The organism is Nocardia sp. NPDC057227, assembly GCF_042669725.1.
In the GTDB taxonomy this organism is placed as follows: Bacteria; Actinomycetota; Actinomycetes; order Mycobacteriales; family Mycobacteriaceae; genus Nocardia; species Nocardia asteroides_A.
Window position 1 is genome coordinate 171,315 of the sequence record NZ_JBHUXA010000002.1, and the last position, 20,848, is coordinate 192,162.

A 20,848-nucleotide genomic window follows, 5' to 3' on the forward strand; every position below is an offset into this window, starting at 1 on the left:
GAAAATCCAGGGCTTGCCAGAACGGATCGCTGGCGGATCTGCCCCTCCCCAGTTACCGTCACTGTTGACGGTAACTGCCGACGAGCGGAGGAACGATGCTGCCAGCCGGAGTGGATCCACGGACCCCGGTCCTGGTCGGAGCCGGACAGGTGGTGCACCGCGGCACGGAGCCGGGGCTGCCCGGCCCCGCCGAACTCGCGGCCGAGGCGCTGCGCCGGGCGGGCACCGACAGCGGCACCGGCGACCGGCTGCTGCGCGCGGCCGACCTGGTCGCCGCGGTCTCGCCGGTGAGCAAGCCGTACGAGGATCTCGGGGCGCTGGCCGCCATCGAGCTCGGCGTCGCCCCCGCCCGCACCCTGCAGTCGGTGCGCTTCGGCGGCGACGCCCCGATCAAGCTGCTCGGCCGGGTGGCGCAGGCCGTCGCGGACGGGAAGGCCGAGGTCGCGCTGCTCACCGGCGCCGAGGCGGTGGCCGCTGGGATCACCGCGGCGCGCACCGGCATCACCCCGAGCTGGCCGGAGGAGCCCGCCGGTGCGGTGCCGGACGAGGTCGTCGGCACCGATCGCGGCCCGAACTCGGACATGGAGAACGCCGCCGGGCTCTGGGGTCCGGTGTACTTCTACGCGCTCATGGAGACGGCGCTGCGCGCCCGGCTCGGGCGCACCGAGGAGGCGCACCTGGCGCGGATCGGCGCGCTCTGGTCCCGCTTCTCCGAGGTCGCCGCCGGCAACCCCTTCGCCTGGCAGCCGGAGCGCCACTCCGTCGCCGACCTGATCGTGCCGACCCCGGCGAATCGCCTGGTCGCGACGCCCTACCCGAAGCTGCTCACCGCCAACCTGACGGTGAACCAGGGCGCCGGGCTGATCGTGTGCAGCGCCGCCGCCGCGGACGCGGCCGGCGTGCCGCACGACCGCTGGGTCTTCCTGCACGGCGCCGCCACCGCCACCGACGAGTGGTTCGTCTCCGAGCGCGCCGACCTCGCCGCCTCGCCCGCGATCGCCGCCGCGGGCGGCGCCGCGCTGCGCAGCGCGGGGGTCGGCATCGACGAGGTCGCGCACATCGACCTGTACTCCTGCTTCCCGATCGCGGTGCAGGTGGCGGCCGAGGCGCTCGGGCTCGCGCTGGACGACCCGGCGCGCCCGCTCACCCTGACCGGCGGGCTGACCTTCGCCGGCGGGCCGGGCAACAACTACACGACGCACTCGCTGGCCGCCCTGGTCCAGGTGCTGCGCGCGCACCCAGGCGATTTCGGGCTGGCCACCGCGCTCGGCTGGTACATCACCAAGCACGGCGCCGCGGTGCTCTCCACCCGGCCGCCCACCGCGCGCTTCCGGGCCGAGGAGCCCGAGGTGCCCGCCGCCCGCCGGGCCACCGCGCCCGGCTACACCGGTCCCGCCACCGTCGAGTCCTACACCGTCGCGTACCGCAAGGGCAGCGGCCCCGACCGCGCCGACGAGCCGGAAGCTGTCGTGATCAGCGCCCTGAATCCGGAGGGTGCCCGCATACTGGTGCGGGCCTCGGACGCGGAGACCATCGCGGCCTTCGCCGACGGCGACCCGCTCGGCGCGGGCGTCGAGATCGCGGCCGCCGACCGGCTCACCCTGCTCACCGAGAGGACTGTGCGATGACCGACTCGCTCCTGGTCGAGCAGCGGGGTGCGATCACGCTGCTCACCGTGAACCGCCCGAAGGCGCGCAACGCCATCGACCTGGCCACCGCCCGCGCCATCGAGGCCGCGGTGGACGCCTTCGAAGCCGACGACAGCGCCCGGGTGCTCGTCCTCACCGGCGCGGAGAACACCTTCAGCGCGGGCATGGACCTGATCGCCGCTTCGAAGGGCGAGATGCCGATCACCGAGAAGCGCGGCCCGCTCGGCATCACGGCGAAGCCGCCGAGCAAGCCGATGATCTCGGCGGTCGAGGGGTACGCGCTGGCCGGCGGCTTCGAGCTGGCGCTCGCGGGCGACCTGATCGTCGCCTCCAGCACCGCGCGCTTCGGGATTCCCGAGGTCAAGCGGGGGCTGGTGGCCGCGGCCGGCGGGGTGCTCCGGCTGACCCAGCGGCTGCCGCGGCCGATCGTCGCCGAGCTCGCGCTCACCGGCGGGCAGATCGCGGCGCAGCGCCTCTACGACCTGGGGCTGGTGAACCGGGTGGTCGAGCCGGGCACGACGCTCGAGGTCGCGCTGGAGCTGGCGGCGGAGATCGTGGCGGCCGCCCCGCTCTCGGTGGCGGCCAGCAAGCGGATCATCGACGAGTCCCCGGACTGGCCGAGCGCCGATGCCTTCGCCAAGCAGGGCGAGATCGCGCTGCCCGCGCTGTTCTCCAAGGATGCCGCCGAGGGCGCGATCGCCTTCGCGCAGAAGCGCGAACCGGTCTGGCAGGGACGCTGATCGGTGCCCGGCCGGGTCCGCGAGACGCAGGAGCAGCGGCGCACCCGCATGCGCGCGCGGCTGCTGGACGCGACCGTGGCCAGCCTGGTCGAGGTCGGGTACGCGGGCACAACCACGCTCGAGGTGCAGAAGCGCGCCGAGGTGCCGCGCGGCACCCTGCAGCACCACTTCCCGACCAGGGCCGACCTGCTCGCCGGCGCGGTTGAGCACGTCGCGCTGCACCGGATCGCCCAGCTGGAGGCGGAATTCGACGCGCTGCCCGACGGCGAGGACCGGCTGGCCCGCGCGGTCGACATGACCGCGCGGATGCTCTCCGGCCCGGAATTCCTCGCGGCGCTGGAGATGTGGGTGGCCGCGCGCACCGACCCGGAGCTGCGCGCTGAGTTCCTGCCGCTGGAGGTCAGGCTCTTCGAGCAGATGCAGAGCCGGGTGCGCGAGGCGTTCCGCAGTGAGTTCCCGGACGACAGCCGGGTGCCGATCATCACCGAGTTCACCATCGAGATCGTCACCGGGCTCGCCATGCGGGCCCTGCTCACCGGTGACGTCGCGGGCAACCGGAAGATCCAGCGCCGCTGGGACACCGCCGTGCGGGTGCTGCTCGGCACCGCCGACCCGGCGTCGCTCGCCCCGCGCCGCAGCTGATCAGCGCTGGTCGAGCAGCACCCGCGCGCAGCCGGCCGGGTCGTCGTAGAACGGCGTGTGCCCGCTGCCCGGCAGCGTGATGTGCCTGGCGTTCGGCAGCAGCTTCCGCGCCTTGCGGCTCTGCGTGGCGTAGGTGAGCAGGATGTCGCGATTGCCCCAGGCCACCGCCACCGGGATGTCGGCGAGCGCGCCGAGTTCGCGCAGCCGCGCGGCGCGGAACGAGGCCAGCGCCGCCGGGAAGCCGGGCGCGTTCATCGCGCCCTCGACGGTGGCGAGCGCGACCTCGGGCGTGACCTGCCACGGCTTGCCGAAGACCAGCTCCAGGAACGCGGTGCGCCCCGCCGGATTGCCGAGCAGCGCGGGCAGCCGGGGCTCGATGGCCCGGCCGAGGTCGCGCGCCCGGCCGAGCGACTGCTGGCACCACACCCGGCCGGCGGTACCCCAGAAGCCGATGGGGGAGAAGGCCGTCACCGAGCGGGCGAGGCCGCGCGCGGCGACGTTCAGCGTGATCAGCCCGCCCATGGAGTTGCCGCCGAGGTGCGGCCGCTCCAGCCCCTCGGCGGCGATGAACTCGGCGAGCGCGTCGGTGAGCGTCTCGACCGTGGTGTGCGACAGCGGCGCGCTGCCGCCGAAACCGGGCAGGTCGACCGCGATGACCTCGAACGATTCGGCCAGCCGGTCGAAGAGCGGCTCCCACACCTGCCAGCGGCTGCCGATGCCGTGCACCAGTACGAGGGGTTCGCCGGCGCCGGTGCGGTGCTGGTTCAGCTTCACCATGGCTGGAACCCTAGCCCATTGCCGAGCAACAAATAGTCAATTACTGTTGCTCTATGTCTTCCGTAGAGCAGGTTACGGCCCCGCTCGGTCCCGATTCGCTGACCTGGCAGTACTTCGGCGACTGGCGCACCTACCTGCTGGCCCCGGCCGCCGGGATCATGCAGCTCATGCTGCCCGGGCTCGGCGCGGGGGTGACCCAGCACTCGAACTTCTTCACCGAGCCGTGGGAGCGCATCTTCCGCTCGGTGCCGCAGATCGCGGGCGTGGTCTACGACGGCCCGGAGGCGCTGGTCACGGCCGCGAAGGTGCGTGATTACCACCGCGCCATCAAGGGCGTCGACCACAACGGCAAGCGCTACCACGCCCTCGACCCCGAGGTGTACCACTGGGCGCACGCCACCTTCCTGTGGGCCGCCATGATGACCGCGGACATCTTCGACCACCCGCTCACCGACGCGGAGCAGCGCCGCTTCTACGACGAGGGCAAGCAGTGGTACCGGCTCTACGGCGTCAGCGAACGCCCGATGCCCGCCGACTGGGACGGCTTCCGCGCCTACTTCGACCGGGTCTGCGCCGAGCAGCTCGAGGTCACCGAGTCGGCGGCCTGGGTGGTGGCCCAGCTCGACGACCCGGCCGAGATGCGGATCCCCTTCGTGCCCGACCTGGTCTGGACGCTGTTCGGCAAGCGCTTCATGCGGGAGTACCGGGTGGTCGCGGCGGGCACCATGCCGCCCGAGGTGCGGGAGCGGCTCGGGCTGCCGTGGGGCCCGCTGGAGCGGGCGCGCTTCACCGCGCTGGTGCACCTGGTGCGCCGGGTCTGGCCGCTGCTGCCGGAGCGGGTGCGCTACCAGCCGCGCGCGCTGGCCGGGATCGCCAGGGTGCGCGGGGCGGCGTGAGCACCGCGCTGCTGGAGGAGCCGGGCACCGGGCAGGACCCGGTGACCGAGCGCATCCTGGACGCGGCGCTGGCCGAGCTCGGCGACTTCGGCCTGCGCCGGGTCTCGGTGGAGGACATCCGGCGCCGCGCGAAGGTCAACCGCACCACCGTCTACCGCCGCTTCGGCACCAAGAACGAGCTGATCGCGGCAGCGCTGCAGCGCTGGATCCTGCACGTGCTGACCGAGATCGCCGCCGAGGTCGCGCACCGCCCGACCGTCGCCGAGCGGCTGGTCGAGGGGTTCGTGCGCGCGGTCCTGCTGGTCCGCACCGATCCGCTGATCGGCAGGCTGCTGCGCAGCGAGCCGGAGACCTTCCTGCCGCACCTCACCACCGAGGGCGCCCCGATCCTCCGGGCCTGCCGGGAATTCCTCGCCGCCCAGTGCCGCGCGCTGCAACCCGATTTCGACGCCGACGCCGCCGCGGAGATCGCGCTGCGGCTGGCCCAGTCCGTCGTGCTCACCCCGGACGGCTGGTTCGATCTGCGCGACGAGGCCGCGCTGCGCGCCTTCGCCACCCGCTACCTGGCGCCGCTCACCCGCTGAGACCGGGGCTGGTGCGGAGTGCGGCGGGTACGGCATGATCCGCAGCGGATGCACACGCAGAGGGAAGGATTCGGGTGCGGAAAACCCTGATCGTCGCGGCACTGATCGCGCTGCCGGTACTCGCGGGCTGCGGCGGCGAGGACGTACCGCCCCCGCTGACCGCCGCCGACCTCTCGAAGTCGCTGCAGGACAAGGGCTTGAAGCCCGCGTCGCTCGCCGATTGCGCCGCGAAGGTCTTCGTCGACGCCGGTATCTCGCAGGAAGGGCTGCGCACGCTGATCAGCGACGACCAGGCCGCCGTGCAGGCCGACCCGCAGAACATGGGCATGAGCGAAGCCGATGCCGCCAAGGCGCGCGAGGCCAGGGGCAAGATGGGCACCGAGTGCGTGGCCGGAGTGCGCTGAAAAACGGATTCCGATCCGCCTGAACGCAACGGGTGAGGCCGTGGCCGGGCTCGGTCATCGTTGGGCCATGACCTCCACCCAGTCGCAGCAGACGACAGACGCCGAACTCGACCGGATCTTCCAGCCGATCTTCGCGCGGATCGCCGACGGCGCGGTCGAGCGCGAAGTGGACCGCAGGCTCGCCTACGACGAGGTGGCCGAGCTGCGCGCCGCCCGCTTCGGCGCGCTGCGGGCCCCGGTGGAATCCGGCGGCTACGGCGCGAGCGTGCGGCAGTTGTTCCGGCTGCTCATCGATCTGGCCGCGGCGGAGTCGAACCTGCCGCAGGCGCTGCGGGTGCACTTCGTCTTCGTCGAGGACCAGCTGCTCGCCGAGGCCGGGCCGGTGCGCGACGAGTGGCTGCGCAAGGTCGGCGCAGGCACGCTGGTCGGCAACGCCATCACCGAGCCCGGCGTCGGCGCGGTTGACCGGTACCGGACCCGGCTCACCAAGCGCGGTGCCGACTGGGTGCTGGACGGCACCAAGTACTACAGCACCGGCTCGCTCTACGCCGACCACATCCTGGTCGCCGCCGACCGGGACGGCGAGCGGCTCGGCATCCTGGTCGACGCCGATGCCGACGGCGTGCGCCAGCACGACGACTGGGACGGCTTCGGGCAGCGGCTCACCGCCAGCGGCACCACCGAGTTCAGCGGCGTCGTCGTGCCGGAGGACCGGATCCTCGGCCCCGGCTACGGCAACCCCGGCGCCACCTACTCCACCGGCTACCTCCAGCTCTTCCAGCTCGCGGTGCTGGCCGGGATCGCCGCGCGGGCCGAGCGCGACACCCGCGAGTGGGTCGCCGCGCGCACCCGCGGCTACACCCACTCCGCGGGCGACCTGCCGCGCCACGACCCGCTGGTGCAGCAGGTGATCGGCAAGCTCTCCGCCGCCGCCTTCACCGCGCGCGCCACCGCGCTCGCCGTCGCCGACGAACTGGACCGCGTGCTCGCGGCGGGCGCGAAAGACGAGCAGGACCTGGTCGCGGTCGAGCTGGCCGCCGCGCAGGCGCAGATCGGCGTGATCGAGACCGTGCTGCCCGCCACCTCGCTGCTCTTCGAGGTCGGCGGCGCCTCGATCACCTCGGAGAAGCTGCGGCTGGACCGGCACTGGCGCAATGCCCGCACCGTCTCGGTGCACAACCCGGCCATCCAGAAGGCGCGCGCCATCGGCGACCACCTGCTGAACGGCGCCGAGCTGCCGTTCGCCTGGAGCGCGGGGGAGCGGAAGCCCGCATGACCAGGCGGATCCGCTTCAACGCGTTCGACATGAATTGCGTCGCGCACCAGTCGCCCGGGCTGTGGCGGCACCCGCAGGACCAGTCGCACCGGTACAAGGAGCTCTCGTACTGGACCGAGCTGGCGCAGCTGCTGGAGCGCGGGCGCTTCGACGGCCTCTTCATCGCCGACGTGCTCGGCATCTACGACGTGTACGGCGGGGACGACGTAGCTGCCCTGCGCCAGGGCGCCCAGGTGCCGGTGGCCGACCCGCTGCTGCTGGTGACGGCGATGGCGGCGGCGACAGAGCACCTCGGCTTCGGTATCACCACCGGCACCGGCTTCGAGCACCCGTTCCCCTTCGCCCGCAGGCTCTCCACCCTCGACCACCTGACCGGAGGCCGCGTCGGCTGGAACGTGGTCACCGGCTACCTGCCGTCGGCGGCGCGCAATATGGGCGCCGACGACCAGCTCGACCACGACGAACGCTACGACCAGGCCGACGAGTACCTCGAGGTGCTCTACAAGCTCTGGGAGGGCTCCTGGGAGGACGGCGCCGTCGTGCGCGACGCCGAGCGCGGCGTCTACGTCGACCCGGCCAAGGTGCACCACATCGGCCACCGCGGCAGGCACTTCACCGTGCCCGGCATCCACCTCGCCGAACCCTCCCCGCAGCGCACCCCGGTGATCTACCAGGCGGGCGCCTCACCGCGCGGCACCCGCTTCGCCGCCGAGAACGCGGAGGCCATCTTCGTCGCCGCGCCGTCGAAGCGGGTGCTCACGCAGGTGGTCTCGAACATCAGGGACGCGCTGGCGGCGGCGGGCCGGGATCGCTACGCGGCCAGGATCTACGCGCTGGCCACCATCGTCACCGACGCCACCGACGAGGCGGCGCGCGCCAAGCACGAGGAGTACCTCTCCTACGCCAGCATCGAGGGCGGGCTGGTCTTCATGTCCGGCTGGATGGGGATCGACCTCTCCCGCTACGACCTGGACGACCCCATCGGCGACGTGCAGAGCAATGCCATCCGCTCGGCCGTCGCCGCCTTCCAGGAGTTCGACGACGACGGGCGCGAGTGGACCGTCCGCGATATCGGCCGCTGGGCCGGGATCGGCGGCATGGGCCCGGTCTTCGTCGGCTCCGGCGGGACCGTGGCGGACCGGCTCCAGGAGTGGGTCGAGGAAACCGATCTGGACGGCTTCAACCTCGCCTACGCCATCACCCCTGGCAGCTTCGCCGACATCGTCGAGCACGTGGTGCCGGAGCTGGTCGCCCGCGGCGCGTACGCCGACGAGTACGTGCCGGGCACCCTGCGGAACGCCCTCTTCGGCCGCGGCGATCGGCTGCCGCCCGAGCACCGCGGCGCGAGTTACCGCCTCGGCGGCCCGAACTCGACCGCCCTCCCCGACGACGAGGTGCGAAACACCGCGGCGGCCCGCGAGTAACCGCTCCCGTCGCGGCTCAGCCGTCGCCGAGCGCGGCGGTGAAAACCGCCGCCAGCCCCTCCAGCCCGGCCCGGTCGACCTCGTCGAACCGGCCGGGCTTCGGGCTGTCCAGATCCAGCACCCCGACCACCGCACCGCCGTGCCGCAGCGGCACCACGATCTCCGACCGGCTGTCGGCATCGCAGGCGATGTGCCCGGGGAAGGCGTGCACATCCGCCACCACCTGCGTCTCCCCGGTTGCCGCCGCCGTCCCGCACACCCCGCGCCCCCACGCGATCCGCACGCACGCCGGCTTCCCCTGAAATGGTCCGACGACCAGTTCTTCGCCCCGAGTGAAATAGAAACCGGCCCAATTCAAATCCGGCAGGGCGTGGAAAATCAGGGCCGCGAGATTCGCGGAATTCGCCACCCGGTCGGTTTCCCCCGCGAGCAGCGATTCGGCCTGTTCCCGCAGCTGGCGGTACTGTTCGGCCCGGTCGCCGCTGAGTTCGGTCATATCGAACGACATACCGCCGAGGGTACGGCTATTACCGGGCAATAGCCGGAATCCATTCTCTCTGATCGCAATACTCCAGCCCCGTGCGCGCCACCCGCACCATTTCGGTATGACATCGACTACTTCCTCGACCCCCGGAACCCGCAGCGCGGCGATCGTGGGCGCCGGACAGACCGGTGTCACGGCGGCACTCGGCCTGCTCGACGCCGGGTTCGACGTGACTCTCTACAGCGACCGGGACCAGCGCGCGCTGCGCGACGACGTCCCGGCCACCGGCACCGCGCTCGAGTTCGGCGAGGTGCAGCAAGCCGAATCCGCGCTCGGGCTGGACAGCTACACCGGCCGCGCGCCCAGGCACACCGGGCTCAGCGTGCGCATCGCGGGCCCCGGCCCGGAGCGCCCCGAGCTCATCGGCTTCGACGGCACCTTCGACGGCTACGTCGGCGTCGCGGTCGACACCAGGCTCAAGGCCGACGAGCGGCTCACCGAATTCCGGCGTAGAGGCGGCAACTTCGTGGTCGAGGCGGTGACTCCGGAGACCCTGGACGGCATCGCCGCCGAGCACGACCTCACCCTGGTCGCCACCGGCAAGGCCGGGCTCGTCGACCTCTTCCCGGTGGACAGCGCCCGCACCGTCTACGACGAGCCGCAGCGCAGGCTGCTCGCGCTCACCGTCGGCGGGCTCGGCGCCGGGCGCGACGTCTTCGCGCACCGCAGCCCGGCAGGCGGCGCGCACAGCCTGTTCTCCATCGTCGCCGACCAGGGCGAGGCGTGGTGGGGGCCGTACCTGCACAAGGACGTGGGCTGGACCTGGGCCTTCATCGGCTGGGCGCGCCCGGGCAGCGACTGGGAGCAGCGCTTCGCCGCCGCCGATTCCGCCGAGTCCGCGCACGGGATCGTGCAGCAGCTCTACCGCGACTACATCGAGTGGGATCTGCCCGAGGTGCTCGCCACCAGGCACCTCTCCGAGGACCCGCACTCCTGGCTCAAGGGGGCCGTCCGCCCGGTGGTGCGCGAGGGCGTCGGGTACACCGCGAGCGGCCACCCGGTCGGCGCGCTCGGCGATACCGCGGTCGCGCACGACCCGGTCGCCGGGCAGGGCGCGCAGGGCGGGCTGGTGCAGGCGCAGCGGCTGGTCGCCGCGGCGGCCGTGCACGACGGGCCGTTCGACGCCGCCTGGCTCGGCGCGCGGTACGCGGAGTTCCTCGCCTACCGCGCCGAGGCCGCGACCAAGGTGACCCGGCTCTTCCTCAGCGACCCGGAGTTCGGCGAGATCGGCAATGCCTTCTTCGCCGCCGCCGCTGTGCACCCGAAGTTCGCCTCCGCCCTGGTCGGGCTGCTGCACCGGCCGCAGCCGTTCGCCGAGATCGAGTCCGCGGACGACGCCGTCGCCTACATCTCGCAGGTCACCGGCGAGGACGCGGGCGAACTGCTGGCGAAGTTCGCGCCGGCGGGCCGTTTCGCGCGGTCGGAGTACCAGTCCGATCTCGCTTCGGCCTGACGTTTCCAGCTACCGGCGATCGGATCGCGGGGATTCAAAACCTCTGCCGATCCGGTCGCCGGTGCTGACATGGAGGAAGACCCCGGCCGGGCGCCCGCGCTCCGGCCCCGACTCGGCTGGGCACGGCCGACCGCAGGGAGCACACGTATGACCACCGAGAAGATCGCCGAGCAGGTCCGGTTCGCCTACTGGGTACCCAATGTCAGCGGGGGGCTGGTCACCAGCGATATCGAGCAGCGCACCGGCTGGGACTTCGAGTACAACAAGAAGCTCGCGCAGACCGCGGAGAACAACGGCTTCGACTACGCGCTCTCCCAGGTCCGCTACACCGCCTCGTACGGCGCCGAGTTCCAGCACGAATCCACCTCGTTCAGCCTCGCGCTGCTCGGCGCCACCGAGCGGCTCAAGGTGATCGCGGCGGTGCACCCCGGGCTCTGGCACCCGGCGGTGCTCGCCAAGTTCGGCGCCACCGCCGACCACCTCTCGAACGGCCGGTTCGCCATCAACGTGGTCTCCGGCTGGTTCGCCGGCGAGTTCAAGGCGCTCGGCGAGCCGTGGCTGGAGCACGACGAGCGGTACCGCCGCAGCGGCGAGTTCCTCGAGGTGATCCGCAAGATCTGGACCGAGGACGAGGTGAACTACGGTGGCGATTTCTACCGCATCCGCGATTTCACCCTCAAGCCCAAGCCGCTGAACACCCCCGAGCGCCCGAACCCCGAGCTCTTCCAGGGCGGCAACTCCAGCGCGGCCCGCCGCAACGGCGGCTACTACGCCGACTGGTACTTCTCCAACGGCAAGGACTTCGACGGCGTCACCGAGCAGCTCACCGATGTGCGCGGGCACGCCCGCGAGCGCAGCCGCGAGGTGAACTTCGGCCTCAACGGCTTCATCATCGCCCGCGACACCGAGAAGGAGGCGAAGGAGACGCTGCGCGAGATCATCGCCAAGGCGAACAAGCCCGCCGTCGAGGGCTTCCGGGACGCGGTGCAGCAGGCGGGCGCCTCCACCGGCGACCGCAAGGGCATGTGGGCCGACTCCTCCTTCGAGGACCTGGTGCAGTACAACGACGGCTTCCGCACCCAGCTCATCGGCACGCCGGAGCAGGTCGCGGAGCGCATCGTCGCCTACAAGAAGCTCGGCGTCGACCTGATCCTCGGCGGCTTCCTGCACTTCCAGGAGGAGATCGAGTACTTCGGCGCCAAGGTGCTCCCGCTGGTGCGCGAGCTCGAGGCCGCCGAGCAGCCGGTGGCGGTGAGCTGATGACCGCGGTCGCCGCCGATCGGATCGGCTCGGCGGAGTGGGCGTTCGCGGTCGCCGCCGAGCTGGCGGCGGAGTTCGGGCCGGGGGCCGCGGCCAGGGACCGGGAGCGCGCCCTTCCGCACGCCGAGATCGCCCGGCTGGCGGCCAGCGGGCTGCTCGCCGTCACCGTCCCCGCCGAGCTGGGCGGCGCCGACCTGCCGCCGAGCGCGGTGGCCGAGGTGGTCCGGGTGCTCGCCACCGCGGACCCGAACATCGCGCAGATCCCGCACAGCCACTTCGTCTACGTCAACCTGCTCAAGCTGGCGGGCTCGCCGCAGCAGCGCATCCGCTACCTGGGCGCGGTGCTCGAGGGCGCCAAGCTCGCCAACGCCCAGGCCGAGCGGAGCAGCAGCACCAGCGCGCGGATCTGTACGACGCTGCGCCCCGCGCCGGGCGGGTTCCGGGTGGACGGCACCAAGTTCTACTGCACCGGCTCGCTCTTCGCCGATATCCTCGCGGTGCTCACCCGGCTGGACGACCCGGCGGGCGCCACCGGGCTGCCGGACGGCGAGTACGTCGCCTTCCTGCCCGCGAACACGCCAGGCGTGCACATCCTGGACGACTGGGACGCGCTCGGCCAGCGCACCACCGGCAGCGGGACCGTCGAGTTCGACGGCGTCGCGGTGAGCATCGACCAGGTGGTCGCCAGGGCCGACGCGGTCAACGCCCCCACCGGCTACGGCGCCTTCGCCCAGCTGCTGCACGCGGCCATCGACGCCGGTATCGCGCGCGGCGCGCTGGACGCCGCCGCCCGCTTCGTCCGCACCTCGAGCCGCCCCTGGTTCGAGGCCGGGGTCACAAGGGCCGAGGAGGATCCGCTGCTCATCCAGCGCTTCGGCGAACTCGGCGTCGAGGTGGTCGCCGCCGAGGCGGCGCTGACCGCCGCAGGCGCCGCGGTCGACCGGGCCACCGGCCACACCCCGGCGCCGGGCAGCACCGACGCCGAGGCGTCCGGGCACGCCTCGCTGGCCGTCGCCGCGGCCAAGGTGCTCACCGACCGCGCCGCGAACGAGGTCGCCGCCGCCGTCTTCGAGGTGGGCGGCACCCGCAGCGCGAGCGTGGCCACCGACCTCGACCACTTCTGGCGCAATGCGCGCACGCACACCCTGCACGACCCCGTGCGGTGGAAGTATCAACACATCGGCCGTGCCCTGCTGCAGGGCACGCCGCCACCGCTGCACGGCGTCATCTGAACGTGCGGAAGGAGAGGACATGACCGTCACCGTCGTGGTCGGCAACCCCAAGCCGGCCTCGCGCACCCTGACCGCCGCGACCCTGCTCGCCGAGGGGCTGCGGCCGGGCGAGCAGCCCGCCGTCGTCGACCTGGTCGAATTCGGCGCGGGGTTGCTCGGCTGGGGCGACCCGGCCGTCACCGCGGCCAAGGAGCAGACCGCCGCCTCCGACCTGGTGATCTTCGCCAGCCCGACCTTCAAGGCCACCTACACCGGGCTGCTCAAGCTCTTCCTGGAGCAGTTCGACGGCGGCACCGGCCTGGCCGGGGTGGTCGCGGTTCCGCTCATGCTCGGCGCGGGGCCCGCCCACGCGCTCGCCCCGGACCTGCTGCTCAAGCCGGTCCTGACCGAGATCGGCGCGACCACCGCGCTACCCGGGCTCTACCTCGCCGACCGCACATTCGCCGAGGACGGAGTCCTGACCGCATATACCGAGCGCTGGCGACCGGTGGTCGACGCGCTCATCCTGGGTACGGGAGTGACGAATCATGCATGAACTCTTCGAATTCCCCGCTGACGGCTCCGGCCTGCGCCGCGCCTTCTCGAACTTCCCGAGCGGGGTGGTCGCGGTGGCCGCCGAGATCGACGGCACGCCGTACGGCCTCGCGGTGAGCACCTTCGTCCCGGTCTCGCTCGACCCGCCGCTGGTCTCCTTCTGCGTGCAGAACTCCAGCTCAACCTGGCCGCTGCTGGCCAAGGCGGGCCACCTCGGGCTGAGCCTGCTCGGCACCGACCAGCAGGCCGCCGCCAAGGCGCTCGGCACCCGCGACGGCGACCGCTTCCACGGCTCCGAGCTGCACCGCGGCACCGGCGAGTCGGTCTTCATCGACGGGGCATCGGCCTGGATCGAGGGGGTGCCGGAGGCCGAGGTGCCCGCGGGCGACCACAGCGTGGTCATCCTGCGGATCCACCGCATCGCCACCAGGGCCGACGTCGAGCCGCTCGTGTTCCAGGGCAGTAAGTTCCGGCGGCTGCTCGCCAGCTAGCGGCAGACGCCCGCGGTGGCGAGCCCCTCGCGGGGGTTGACGCCGTCCAGGATGGTGCAGGGGGTGCCGTCGGCGATCGGCACGAAGACCAGCGCCAGCGCCTTGCGGTTGACGCACTGCACGGTGGCGGGCCGGTAACCGGCCGCCGCCTGCTGTGCGTCGTAGGTGTAGCCCTGCTCTGCACACGCCGCCGTCGCCGCCTGCACGTAGGCGTCGATCGCCGGGTCCGCCACGGCGTTCCCGGCCCCCGCCACGGTCAGCGCCGCGGCCGCGGCCGTCCCCACCAGCATCGCGATTTTCCTCATGGCCGGAAATAGTAAGCGGTCGAATGGTTTTCGCACGAATCCCGGTGTTGCCGGAACCGGTCAGGAATCGAGAAGCGCAGGTGGGCGCCGCGCTCGTAGCGTTGCGGTCATGGAACTCAGCATCGACCAGACCTTCCTCCCGCACACCGACCCCGACGCCGCGCTCACCTTCTACCGCGACGCCCTCGGCTTCGAGGTCCGCAACGACGTCGGCTCCGGCGCCCTGCGCTGGATCACCGTCGCCCCGCCCGGCGCGACCTCGATCGTGCTGTACCCCGTTGACGGCGACCCCGACCTCGCCGCCACCGAGCGCGGCACCATCGCCGCCATGATGGCGAAGGGCAGCTACGCCCGCATCCACCTCGCCACCCCCGACCTCGCCGCGACCTTCGACCGCGTCCAGGCCGCGGGCGCCGACGTCGTCCAGGAGCCCACCGACCAGCCCTGGGGCGTCCGCGACTGCGCCTTCCGCGACCCCGCGGGCAACCTCGTCCGCATCAACCAGAAGGGCTGACCATGTCCATCTCCCTCTGGTTCCAGCGCAAGATGAACGCCCGCACCGCCACCCGCATCCGCCGCAAGGGCGGCTCCATGATGGACATGGAGGTGCTGATCCTGCACACCGTCGGCCGCAAGTCCGGTGAACCGCGCGAAACCCCGCTCAGCTGGTTCGCCGACGGCTCGGATCGTGTGGTGATCGCCTCCGGCGGCGGCGACCGCAACCCCGACTGGTACGCCAACCTGCGCGCCAATCCCTCGCAGGTCGCCATCGAGCTGCACGGCTCTCCGGCCACCCCCGTCACCGCCACCCGGCTCGACGGCCCCGAGCGTGACCGCGCCTGGGCGCGCATCGTCGAAGCGCAGCCGCGGTACGCGAAGTACCAGAAGAAATCGGACCGCGAGTACCCCCTGATCCGCCTCTCGGTCCGGTGAGAGTGTCCCGGAAACCACGAAGGCCAGGACACATGTCCTGGCCTTCGTGGTGGAGCCGATGACGGGAATCGAACCCGCGCCATCTGCTTGGGAAGCAGAAGTTCTACCATTGAACTACATCGGCATGCGCCGGAGCGCGACCGCCAGCGTAGCAGATCGGGCGCCTGGCGATGCAAATCTCGCAGTCGGGGCGTTCCCGAAAATCGGTTGTCCGGAAACGGCGCCGTGTGGCTTTCTGGACGCGATGAAGCAGCAGCGTCCGGGCACCGCCCGAGCCGTCGGTGACGGCCTGAAACTGCACCGCCACGCGGTGCGGTTGAACGGTGCCGCGCACACGGTGATCACGCTGCGCCCAGCCGAGACGCGCGGTTCAGCACGAACCGGTTCCACGAGACCTGGCATGTGCTGTCCGATCCGCACGGTGCCGCGCTGCTGGCCCGGCTGCTGTGGGGGCTGGCCTACCAGGCGAGGCCGGGCACGGTCGTGCTGATCGACCGCTCGTTCCTCACCCCGACTCCCTTCGACGCCGATCCCGCCGAGCGCATAGTGCTCGTGCCCGGCTGGTGCACGCCGTTCGATAACCGGTTGAACCGGCTCCTGAAAAAGGCACTGCCGCTGCGGCATTCCACCGGGACCGTGCGCTGGCGCACGCACGGGCTCGACCGGGCGCTGGCCGCCCGCGGCTCATCGATCCGGCCCTATTTCGTTCCGGAGAAGGGGATGGTGCGCGGTGGCTCCGGCACCGTGGTGCTGACGCCCGCGTCGCCGCTGGAGGCCAGAGACTGGGCGGTGCAGGTAGCGCGGCTGAACACCGGCAATGACTTCGGCTCCGACTACGTCTACCTCGGTCCGTGGCGCGGCCTCCAGGACGGCGAGGTTCAGGTGTTCCGGCGGTTCCGCCCGATGGTGGGCGTGGCAGGCCGGGCCAGGGCGCGGGTGCTCGCCCGCCCCGATGTCCCCGCTGAGCCCGGCGACCTGCGTGCCGAGGTTTGGCGGGAGGCGGAGGTCATCCGGCGCCGCCGAGGTGCGGTTGCGATCGGGGGATAACGCGTTGCGGATAGCGTGGGCTCGTGCGGATCGCCATCGACACCTCCGAACTGCCCACGGTGACCGGCGCGAGATGGTGGTCGACGCCTGCGGCCGCGGGCTCGCCGAGGTCTCGCGCGAGCACCTGAGACCGGTGATCAACGAGGTGCTGCCGATCACCGACCTGGCGGACCTGGAGCGACGGTCCCAGCCGGACGGGTTCAACAAGGGAATCGAAGCGGCCGCCGCGGCGGTCGAGTTCATCGCGTGGCGCCGCGCGCTGGCGTAGCCGAAGCTCGCAGCCCCTTCAGCAACTCGACCCCGGCGGCGGCATTCTCCGTCTCGACCAGTATCGGAACCTTGCGCAGCACGGGCGAACCGAACAATCCCGCCAGCGGGGCGGCACCGAGGCTTCCGGTGCCGAGCTGAGCGTGCCGATCCCGCTTGGATCCCCGCGAATCGTGGCTGTCGTTGACGTGCAACAGATCCAGCCGCCCGACCCCTGACGCCAGCCCACGCAGCACCTTGGCCAGCCGATAAGGCGTCGAAAGATCCTCCCCGGCGGCATGCAGATGGCAGGTGTCGAGACACAGCCCGACCCGCTCGTCGTTCAGCGCCGTGAAGTACTCGACGGTGCTCGCGCTGTCGGAGGCGAGCGCGGCACCACCACCGGCGGTCGGCTCGATGAGCAGCCGGGGCCCGGCCGGCGCGGCGTCGAGCAGCGGGCCGAGCACCGCGGGAAGCCGCCGCAACGCTTCGGCGCGGAACTCGCGGGTGATGGACGAGCCCGCGTGCAGCACCACCCCGGCAGCGCCGATCAGCGCGGCACGCCGCAGGCACTCGGCCAGCGCGGCAGTGGTATTCGCGAGCACAGCGGCATCCGGTGAGCCGACGTTCAGAAGGTACGGCGCGTGGAGGAAAACTGAAACCCCGGCCGCACCGCAGTGTTCCCGGAAGGCGACGGCGTCCGCGACGTCCAGAGCAGGCGCCTTCCATCCCCGCGGATTCCCGGAGAAGAACTGCACCACCTCCGCCCCGATCTCCCGCGTCTCCCGCACCCCGGTCTTCATCAGCCCACCGGACACCCGGATCGCCGCACCGATCGGAGCCATCAGAAGACGCTGTATCCGCCGTCGATGAGCAACGTGTCGGCGGTGTGGAAGGCGCTGGCGGGACTCGCCAGGTACACCGCCACGGACTCGAAGTCCCTGGTCGTCCCCCAACGGCCGACCGGGACGCGCGGCTGCACCCGCTCGCGGAACCGGTCCCAGGCGAAGAGCCCCTCGGTCATCGGCGTCTCGACCCACCCGGGCAGCACCGAGTTGGCCCGCACCCCGTGCCGCGAGAGCTCGACGGCGATCGAGTTCATCATGGCGATCAGCCCGGCCTTGCTCGCGGCGTACGACTGCCCGCGCGCCGGACCCTGCCGGGCGGCGAGGCTGGCGGTGCCGACCAGGCTGCCGCCGTCGCCCTGCGCGACGATCACCTTGGCGGCCTCGCGCAGCGTGACGAAGGCGGCATCGAGGTTGATCGAGGTCACCGAGCGGAAGTCGGCGAGGCTGGTCTCCAGGAACGGGCTGCTGGTCTGCGGGACGCCCGCGTTCACGAAGCAGGAGTCGATGCGGCCGAGTTCGGCGGCGGCCTGCCCGATGGTGTCGACGACCTGCTGTTCCTCGCCCACGTCGCAGGTCAGCGCGAGCACCTGCCCGCCGAACGCGCGCAGCTCCGCAACGGCAGCCTCGTTGCGCTCGACATTGCGGCCGATCACGCAGACCGCCGCGCCCGCGCGGGCCAGGCCACGGCCGAAGCCGAGACCGATCCCGGAGTTGCCGCCGGTGATCACGGCGACGTGGCCGCTCAGATCGAACGGGTTCGAGTCGGTCATCGGCACAACCTCCGGTCGCTGGCGAATACCGGCGCGGACGGGCACGCCGGTGAACAGGTGCGAGGATATCCGCCTCGTTGTCGCACCCGGGGCGAGCCGGCCGGATCGGCCGGACGTTACGCTCACCCCGTGCTGCTCTCCGATCGTGACCTGCGCGCCGAGATCGCCGCCGGGCGGCTCGGCGTCGAGCCGCTGCTGGAGAACGCCATCCAGCCGTCGAGCATCGACATCCGCCTGGACCGCATGTTCCGGGTCTTCGACAACTCCCGCTACACCCACATCGACCCGGCCAAACGCCAGGACGAGCTGACCAGCCTGGTCGAGCCGGCCGATGGCGAGCCGTTCGTGCTGCACCCCGGCGAGTTCGTGCTCGGTTCGACGCTGGAGGTCTGCTCGCTCCCCGACGACCTGGCCGGGCGGCTGGAGGGCAAGTCCAGCCTCGGCAGGCTCGGCCTGCTCACGCACTCCACCGCGGGCTTCATCGACCCCGGCTTCAGCGGGCACATCACGCTCGAGCTCTCCAACGTGGCGAACCTGCCGATCACGCTCTGGCCGGGAATGAAGATCGGCCAGCTCTGCCTGTTCCGGCTGAGCAGTCCGGCCGAGCACCCGTACGGCAGCGCGGCCACGGGCTCCAAGTACCAGGGTCAGCGCGGCCCGACTCCCTCCCGCTCCTACCTGAACTTCTCCAGCTAGGCGGTCGCGGCCAGCGCGGTGCGCAGCACGGTGGAGAGCGCGGGCAGCTCGGCGTCGCGCTCCGGCGGGATCACCCAGTGGCAGCCCTCCCTGGTCCAGCGCCCGAACCCGGTGGGGAGCATGACCGCGCTGCCGATGCCGGGCAGCCCGATGCCGCTGCGGCCGAGCGACTCCAGCACCTGCGGCCCCGGCGCGATATCCGGCTCGGCGAGGAAGCTCCAGCGAATCTGCCTGGCCAGCACGGGACCCCTCGACCCGTGCCGATCCAGCGCGGCGCGCACCCGGTGCGCGCGCACGGCGGGCACGTGCACCACCCCGAGCCGCCCGGTGATCGGCAGCATGAGGTAGCCGCCGCGCTCGGCCACCGCAAGGCCGTACTCGTCGCGGTAGTGGGCCACCCAGTCGTGCACGGTGATCGGCTCGTCGATGCCCATGGCCGTCTCCTCGCCTGCCATGGACCCAGCATGGCGTGGTTCGCCCGGCCTCGGCAGCGCACCCGCGCCAGCGGAGCGCTGCCCCTGCGCTGCCCCACTCGCACTGCCACTGATAGCGATTGCGAATTCCTTGTGGCCGCACCCACAAACCGCCCGTACCCTGGGATGGAGAGTTCGTGCGGGAAGGGATGTCATCGTGGTCCGGCACTGGTCAGGAAGAGAGGCCCGGGCCCTTCGCGATGCCAAGCGCATGAGTATCCGGGAGTTCGCCGCCCATCTCGGCGTGCACGAACGCCTGGTATCGAAGTGGGAGGCGGGCGGCGCCCGGGTCCGCCCACGACCGATCAATCAAGCCGCGCTGGATACATCCCTCGCCAGGTCCGACGATGTCGTGCGGGCACGTTTCGCGGCGCTGATCGAGCATGCACAGGAGGAACGCCAGTCCGTTCCGCAGCCCGATCCCCAGCAGCCCGACAACCAGCAGCGCGCTCGCGCCGGAGCGCGCATCGGGTATTCCAGCGACGCGGATCTGCTTGCGCTGATAGACACCGGCGCACTGAGAGGCGATGCGCTGACTGCGGTTTCGGAGAGGGATCTGATCATGGCTGCTGCCCATGAGGCCAGCGAACACGCGGGCCGGGCCGAGAGCACGAATGTGGGCTCGACCACGCTGGAACAGCTCGACGCCGACGTGTCGCGGATCGCGAACGACTACGTGCACGTCCCGCCGGTTCCGATGGCGGTCGAGATGATGCGGGTGCGCCGCCGCGTCTACCGACTACTCGAGGGGCGCCAGCAGCCCGCCGACACCAGCCACCTGTATCTGCTGGCAGGCATCCTGTCCGGGCTGCTCGCCAATGCCAGCACCGACCTCGGGCACTACGACGCGGCGGGCGACCAGGTGCGCGCGGCCTTCGCCTACGGGGAGCTGAGCAAGCACAACGGGCTGCGCGCCTGGACCAGGGGCATGCACGCACTCGTCGAGTACTGGTCGGACCGCCCGCGGCGCGGCGTCGAGCTCGCCCGCAGCGGGCTGGCCTACGCCGACTCGCCGACCGCGCGGGTGCGGCTGCTGAATATCGAGGCGCGGATCTGGTCCCGGCTCGGCAGCGTGGACGACGTCGAACGCTGCATCCACGCCGCCGAGGACGCCAGGGCGAGCGCGGGCACCACCGACCTGCTGCACGACGAGATCGGCGGGGTCTTCGGCTTCGGCGCGGCCAAGGCGCAGTACTACGCCGGCGCCACCCTCATCGACCTGGGCCGCGCCGACCCGGCGCTGGCCGCCACCGAGCAGGCCATCGAGCTCTACGCCAGCGGCCCCTCGCACCAGCGCTCGTACGGCGCCGAATCGCTGGCCCGCGTCGACAATGCCACCGCGCACCTGGTGAACGGCAGCCTGGACGGCGCCGCCGAGGCACTGCTCCCTGTCCTCGCGCTGGACGAGGACAAACGGATCAAACAGCTGCAGGAGCGGCTCGGCGGAGTGCGCAGGCGGATCGCCGCGCCGCACTTCCGCGACGCCGCCGGAGCGCGCGAACTGGACGAGCGGATCGAGGAGTTCTGCGCGAGCACGGCGGTCCGCCGTATCCCGGGGGGCCAGGGCTGACCTGCGAGGAGTCCAGTCGGGCGAAACAGGACCCTTTCGCTACCGGAGGGTAGC

Annotated in this window: 25 protein-coding genes and 1 tRNA gene; 19 read left to right on the forward strand and 7 right to left on the reverse strand. The window is 71.9% G+C overall.

The genetic code is table 11. From position 1 onward, the window contains the following. The first annotated feature begins 95 nt into the window (after positions 1-95). The 3 genes from ACFUJ1_RS04030 to ACFUJ1_RS04040 are packed head-to-tail and all read left to right on the forward strand — an operon-like array spanning position 96 to position 3,031. Positions 96-1,628 (forward strand): acetyl-CoA acetyltransferase, encoded by a 1,533-nt coding sequence (locus ACFUJ1_RS04030; protein ID WP_378642201.1) that lies wholly within the window; start codon positions 96-98, stop codon positions 1,626-1,628. After that, positions 1,625-2,389 carry a crotonase/enoyl-CoA hydratase family protein gene (locus tag ACFUJ1_RS04035; RefSeq protein ID WP_378642203.1) on the forward strand — a complete coding sequence of 255 codons (765 nt, stop codon included), beginning with the start codon at positions 1,625-1,627 and terminating at the stop codon, positions 2,387-2,389. The genes ACFUJ1_RS04030 and ACFUJ1_RS04035 overlap by 4 nt, the downstream gene beginning before the upstream one ends. A gap of 3 nt (positions 2,390-2,392) precedes the next feature. Further along, positions 2,393-3,031 (forward strand): TetR/AcrR family transcriptional regulator, encoded by a 639-nt coding sequence (locus ACFUJ1_RS04040; RefSeq protein WP_378642205.1) that lies wholly within the window; start codon positions 2,393-2,395, stop codon positions 3,029-3,031. Here the strand turns inward: ACFUJ1_RS04040 and ACFUJ1_RS04045 are convergent, their stop codons facing one another. Beyond that, positions 3,032-3,808, reverse strand: coding sequence for an alpha/beta fold hydrolase (locus tag ACFUJ1_RS04045; protein ID WP_378642207.1), 777 nt, complete (start codon positions 3,806-3,808; stop codon positions 3,032-3,034). It abuts the gene before it with no gap. Between the two features lie 53 nt (positions 3,809-3,861). Here ACFUJ1_RS04045 and ACFUJ1_RS04050 point away from each other — a divergent pair, with 53 nt between their 5' ends. The 5 genes from ACFUJ1_RS04050 to ACFUJ1_RS04070 all read left to right on the forward strand — a co-directional run bounded on the left by ACFUJ1_RS04050 (position 3,862) and on the right by ACFUJ1_RS04070 (position 8,392). After that, the gene (locus ACFUJ1_RS04050; RefSeq protein WP_378642209.1) at positions 3,862-4,704 is read left to right on the forward strand and encodes an oxygenase MpaB family protein; all 843 of its coding nucleotides are present in this window, start codon (positions 3,862-3,864) and stop codon (positions 4,702-4,704) included. Further along, a complete protein-coding gene (locus ACFUJ1_RS04055; RefSeq protein ID WP_378642211.1) occupies positions 4,701-5,288 on the forward strand; it encodes a TetR/AcrR family transcriptional regulator in 588 nt (195 codons plus the stop codon). Before ACFUJ1_RS04050 ends, ACFUJ1_RS04055 begins: the two co-directional genes overlap by 4 nt. A 74-nt stretch (positions 5,289-5,362) precedes the next feature. Continuing rightward, positions 5,363-5,692, forward strand: a complete 330-nt coding sequence (locus ACFUJ1_RS04060) for a hypothetical protein (protein ID WP_378642213.1) — start codon at positions 5,363-5,365, stop codon at positions 5,690-5,692. A gap of 67 nt (positions 5,693-5,759) precedes the next feature. Beyond that, on the forward strand, positions 5,760-6,968 hold the full coding sequence (locus tag ACFUJ1_RS04065; protein ID WP_378642215.1) for an acyl-CoA dehydrogenase family protein: 1,209 nt from the start codon (positions 5,760-5,762) through the stop codon (positions 6,966-6,968). After that, entirely contained in the window at positions 6,965-8,392 is a 1,428-nt protein-coding gene (locus ACFUJ1_RS04070; protein ID WP_378642217.1) for an LLM class flavin-dependent oxidoreductase, read from the forward strand. The genes ACFUJ1_RS04065 and ACFUJ1_RS04070 overlap by 4 nt, the downstream gene beginning before the upstream one ends. 16 nt (positions 8,393-8,408) lie before the next feature. Here ACFUJ1_RS04070 and ACFUJ1_RS04075 read toward each other — a convergent pair whose 3' ends face one another. Then, positions 8,409-8,900: a GAF domain-containing protein gene (locus tag ACFUJ1_RS04075; RefSeq protein ID WP_378642219.1), complete on the reverse strand. Its 492-nt coding sequence runs from the start codon at positions 8,898-8,900 to the stop codon at positions 8,409-8,411. 97 nt (positions 8,901-8,997) lie between these two features. On the opposite strand from ACFUJ1_RS04075, the gene ACFUJ1_RS04080 reads away from it, so the two are divergent. From ACFUJ1_RS04080 to ACFUJ1_RS04100, 5 genes are all read left to right on the forward strand, one after another. Further along, the gene (locus ACFUJ1_RS04080) at positions 8,998-10,389 is read left to right on the forward strand and encodes a styrene monooxygenase/indole monooxygenase family protein (protein ID WP_378642221.1); all 1,392 of its coding nucleotides are present in this window, start codon (positions 8,998-9,000) and stop codon (positions 10,387-10,389) included. 147 nt (positions 10,390-10,536) lie between these two features. Beyond that, positions 10,537-11,649, forward strand: a complete 1,113-nt coding sequence (gene sfnG / locus ACFUJ1_RS04085; RefSeq protein WP_378642223.1) for a dimethylsulfone monooxygenase SfnG — start codon at positions 10,537-10,539, stop codon at positions 11,647-11,649. After that, positions 11,649-12,881, forward strand: a complete 1,233-nt coding sequence (locus ACFUJ1_RS04090; protein WP_378642225.1) for an SfnB family sulfur acquisition oxidoreductase — start codon at positions 11,649-11,651, stop codon at positions 12,879-12,881. The genes sfnG and ACFUJ1_RS04090 overlap by 1 nt, the downstream gene beginning before the upstream one ends. Before the next feature lie 19 nt (positions 12,882-12,900). After that, on the forward strand, positions 12,901-13,416 hold the full coding sequence (locus ACFUJ1_RS04095) for an NADPH-dependent FMN reductase (protein ID WP_378642227.1): 516 nt from the start codon (positions 12,901-12,903) through the stop codon (positions 13,414-13,416). Further along, a complete protein-coding gene (locus ACFUJ1_RS04100; protein WP_378642229.1) occupies positions 13,409-13,906 on the forward strand; it encodes a flavin reductase family protein in 498 nt (165 codons plus the stop codon). Before ACFUJ1_RS04095 ends, ACFUJ1_RS04100 begins: the two co-directional genes overlap by 8 nt. Here ACFUJ1_RS04100 and ACFUJ1_RS04105 read toward each other — a convergent pair. Beyond that, positions 13,903-14,211, reverse strand: a complete 309-nt coding sequence (locus tag ACFUJ1_RS04105; protein ID WP_378642230.1) for a hypothetical protein — start codon at positions 14,209-14,211, stop codon at positions 13,903-13,905. The genes ACFUJ1_RS04100 and ACFUJ1_RS04105 overlap by 4 nt on opposite strands. 109 nt (positions 14,212-14,320) lie before the next feature. On the opposite strand from ACFUJ1_RS04105, the gene ACFUJ1_RS04110 reads away from it, so the two are divergent. Next, a complete protein-coding gene (locus ACFUJ1_RS04110) occupies positions 14,321-14,725 on the forward strand; it encodes a VOC family protein (protein WP_378642232.1) in 405 nt (134 codons plus the stop codon). 2 nt (positions 14,726-14,727) lie between these two features. Then, a complete protein-coding gene (locus ACFUJ1_RS04115; protein ID WP_378642234.1) occupies positions 14,728-15,144 on the forward strand; it encodes a nitroreductase family deazaflavin-dependent oxidoreductase in 417 nt (138 codons plus the stop codon). A 50-nt stretch (positions 15,145-15,194) separates the two neighbouring features. Here the strand turns inward: ACFUJ1_RS04115 and ACFUJ1_RS04120 are convergent. Continuing rightward, positions 15,195-15,268, reverse strand: a tRNA-Gly gene (locus ACFUJ1_RS04120). Positions 15,269-15,546: 278 nt separating this feature from the next. Here ACFUJ1_RS04120 and ACFUJ1_RS04125 point away from each other — a divergent pair. Both ACFUJ1_RS04125 and ACFUJ1_RS04130 read left to right on the forward strand, forming a co-directional pair. Next, the gene (locus ACFUJ1_RS04125; protein ID WP_378642236.1) at positions 15,547-16,191 is read left to right on the forward strand and encodes a hypothetical protein; all 645 of its coding nucleotides are present in this window, start codon (positions 15,547-15,549) and stop codon (positions 16,189-16,191) included. 73 nt (positions 16,192-16,264) lie between these two features. After that, positions 16,265-16,459 (forward strand): 6,7-dimethyl-8-ribityllumazine synthase, encoded by a 195-nt coding sequence (locus ACFUJ1_RS04130; protein ID WP_378642238.1) that lies wholly within the window; start codon positions 16,265-16,267, stop codon positions 16,457-16,459. Here ACFUJ1_RS04130 and ACFUJ1_RS04135 read toward each other — a convergent pair. Both ACFUJ1_RS04135 and ACFUJ1_RS04140 read right to left on the reverse strand, forming a co-directional pair. Continuing rightward, a complete protein-coding gene (locus ACFUJ1_RS04135; protein WP_378642239.1) occupies positions 16,431-17,282 on the reverse strand; it encodes a deoxyribonuclease IV in 852 nt (283 codons plus the stop codon). The two genes, ACFUJ1_RS04130 and ACFUJ1_RS04135, sit on opposite strands and share 29 nt — an antisense overlap. Next, a complete protein-coding gene (locus ACFUJ1_RS04140; RefSeq protein ID WP_378642241.1) occupies positions 17,282-18,055 on the reverse strand; it encodes an SDR family NAD(P)-dependent oxidoreductase in 774 nt (257 codons plus the stop codon). Before ACFUJ1_RS04140 ends, ACFUJ1_RS04135 begins: the two co-directional genes overlap by 1 nt. 129 nt (positions 18,056-18,184) lie before the next feature. On the opposite strand from ACFUJ1_RS04140, the gene dcd reads away from it, so the two are divergent. Next, positions 18,185-18,751 carry a dCTP deaminase gene (gene dcd / locus ACFUJ1_RS04145; protein ID WP_378642243.1) on the forward strand — a complete coding sequence of 189 codons (567 nt, stop codon included), beginning with the start codon at positions 18,185-18,187 and terminating at the stop codon, positions 18,749-18,751. Here dcd and ACFUJ1_RS04150 read toward each other — a convergent pair. Further along, positions 18,748-19,206 (reverse strand): hypothetical protein, encoded by a 459-nt coding sequence (locus tag ACFUJ1_RS04150; protein ID WP_378642245.1) that lies wholly within the window; start codon positions 19,204-19,206, stop codon positions 18,748-18,750. The two genes, dcd and ACFUJ1_RS04150, sit on opposite strands and share 4 nt — an antisense overlap. Before the next feature lie 229 nt (positions 19,207-19,435). Between ACFUJ1_RS04150 and ACFUJ1_RS04155 the strand changes: the two genes are divergently transcribed. Next, a complete protein-coding gene (locus ACFUJ1_RS04155) occupies positions 19,436-20,794 on the forward strand; it encodes a helix-turn-helix domain-containing protein (protein WP_378642247.1) in 1,359 nt (452 codons plus the stop codon). Positions 20,795-20,848: the final 54 nt, after the last annotated feature.

Excerpts from the sequence above, each read along its gene's own strand:
- ACFUJ1_RS04035 (WP_378642203.1), top strand. The coding sequence starts at position 1,625 with ATGACCGACTCGCTCCTGGTCGAGCAGCGGGGTGCGATCACGCTGCTC.
- ACFUJ1_RS04090 (WP_378642225.1), top strand. The coding sequence starts at position 11,649 with ATGACCGCGGTCGCCGCCGATCGGATCGGCTCGGCGGAGTGGGCGTTC.
- ACFUJ1_RS04100 (WP_378642229.1), top strand. The coding sequence starts at position 13,409 with ATGCATGAACTCTTCGAATTCCCCGCTGACGGCTCCGGCCTGCGCCGC.
- ACFUJ1_RS04115 (WP_378642234.1), top strand. The coding sequence starts at position 14,728 with ATGTCCATCTCCCTCTGGTTCCAGCGCAAGATGAACGCCCGCACCGCC.
- ACFUJ1_RS04075 (WP_378642219.1), bottom strand. The coding sequence starts at position 8,900 with ATGTCGTTCGATATGACCGAACTCAGCGGCGACCGGGCCGAACAGTAC.
- ACFUJ1_RS04135 (WP_378642239.1), bottom strand. The coding sequence starts at position 17,282 with ATGGCTCCGATCGGTGCGGCGATCCGGGTGTCCGGTGGGCTGATGAAG.
- ACFUJ1_RS04045 (WP_378642207.1), bottom strand. The coding sequence starts at position 3,808 with ATGGTGAAGCTGAACCAGCACCGCACCGGCGCCGGCGAACCCCTCGTA.
- ACFUJ1_RS04105 (WP_378642230.1), bottom strand. The coding sequence starts at position 14,211 with ATGAGGAAAATCGCGATGCTGGTGGGGACGGCCGCGGCCGCGGCGCTG.
- ACFUJ1_RS04030 (WP_378642201.1), top strand. The coding sequence starts at position 96 with ATGCTGCCAGCCGGAGTGGATCCACGGACCCCGGTCCTGGTCGGAGCC.
- ACFUJ1_RS04140 (WP_378642241.1), bottom strand. The coding sequence starts at position 18,055 with ATGACCGACTCGAACCCGTTCGATCTGAGCGGCCACGTCGCCGTGATC.
- ACFUJ1_RS04155 (WP_378642247.1), top strand. The coding sequence starts at position 19,436 with ATGAGTATCCGGGAGTTCGCCGCCCATCTCGGCGTGCACGAACGCCTG.
- ACFUJ1_RS04050 (WP_378642209.1), top strand. The coding sequence starts at position 3,862 with ATGTCTTCCGTAGAGCAGGTTACGGCCCCGCTCGGTCCCGATTCGCTG.
- ACFUJ1_RS04070 (WP_378642217.1), top strand. The coding sequence starts at position 6,965 with ATGACCAGGCGGATCCGCTTCAACGCGTTCGACATGAATTGCGTCGCG.
- ACFUJ1_RS04065 (WP_378642215.1), top strand. The coding sequence starts at position 5,760 with ATGACCTCCACCCAGTCGCAGCAGACGACAGACGCCGAACTCGACCGG.
- ACFUJ1_RS04110 (WP_378642232.1), top strand. The coding sequence starts at position 14,321 with ATGGAACTCAGCATCGACCAGACCTTCCTCCCGCACACCGACCCCGAC.
- sfnG (WP_378642223.1), top strand. The coding sequence starts at position 10,537 with ATGACCACCGAGAAGATCGCCGAGCAGGTCCGGTTCGCCTACTGGGTA.
- ACFUJ1_RS04080 (WP_378642221.1), top strand. The coding sequence starts at position 8,998 with ATGACATCGACTACTTCCTCGACCCCCGGAACCCGCAGCGCGGCGATC.
- ACFUJ1_RS04130 (WP_378642238.1), top strand. The coding sequence starts at position 16,265 with ATGGTGGTCGACGCCTGCGGCCGCGGGCTCGCCGAGGTCTCGCGCGAG.
- ACFUJ1_RS04150 (WP_378642245.1), bottom strand. The coding sequence starts at position 19,206 with ATGGCAGGCGAGGAGACGGCCATGGGCATCGACGAGCCGATCACCGTG.
- ACFUJ1_RS04095 (WP_378642227.1), top strand. The coding sequence starts at position 12,901 with ATGACCGTCACCGTCGTGGTCGGCAACCCCAAGCCGGCCTCGCGCACC.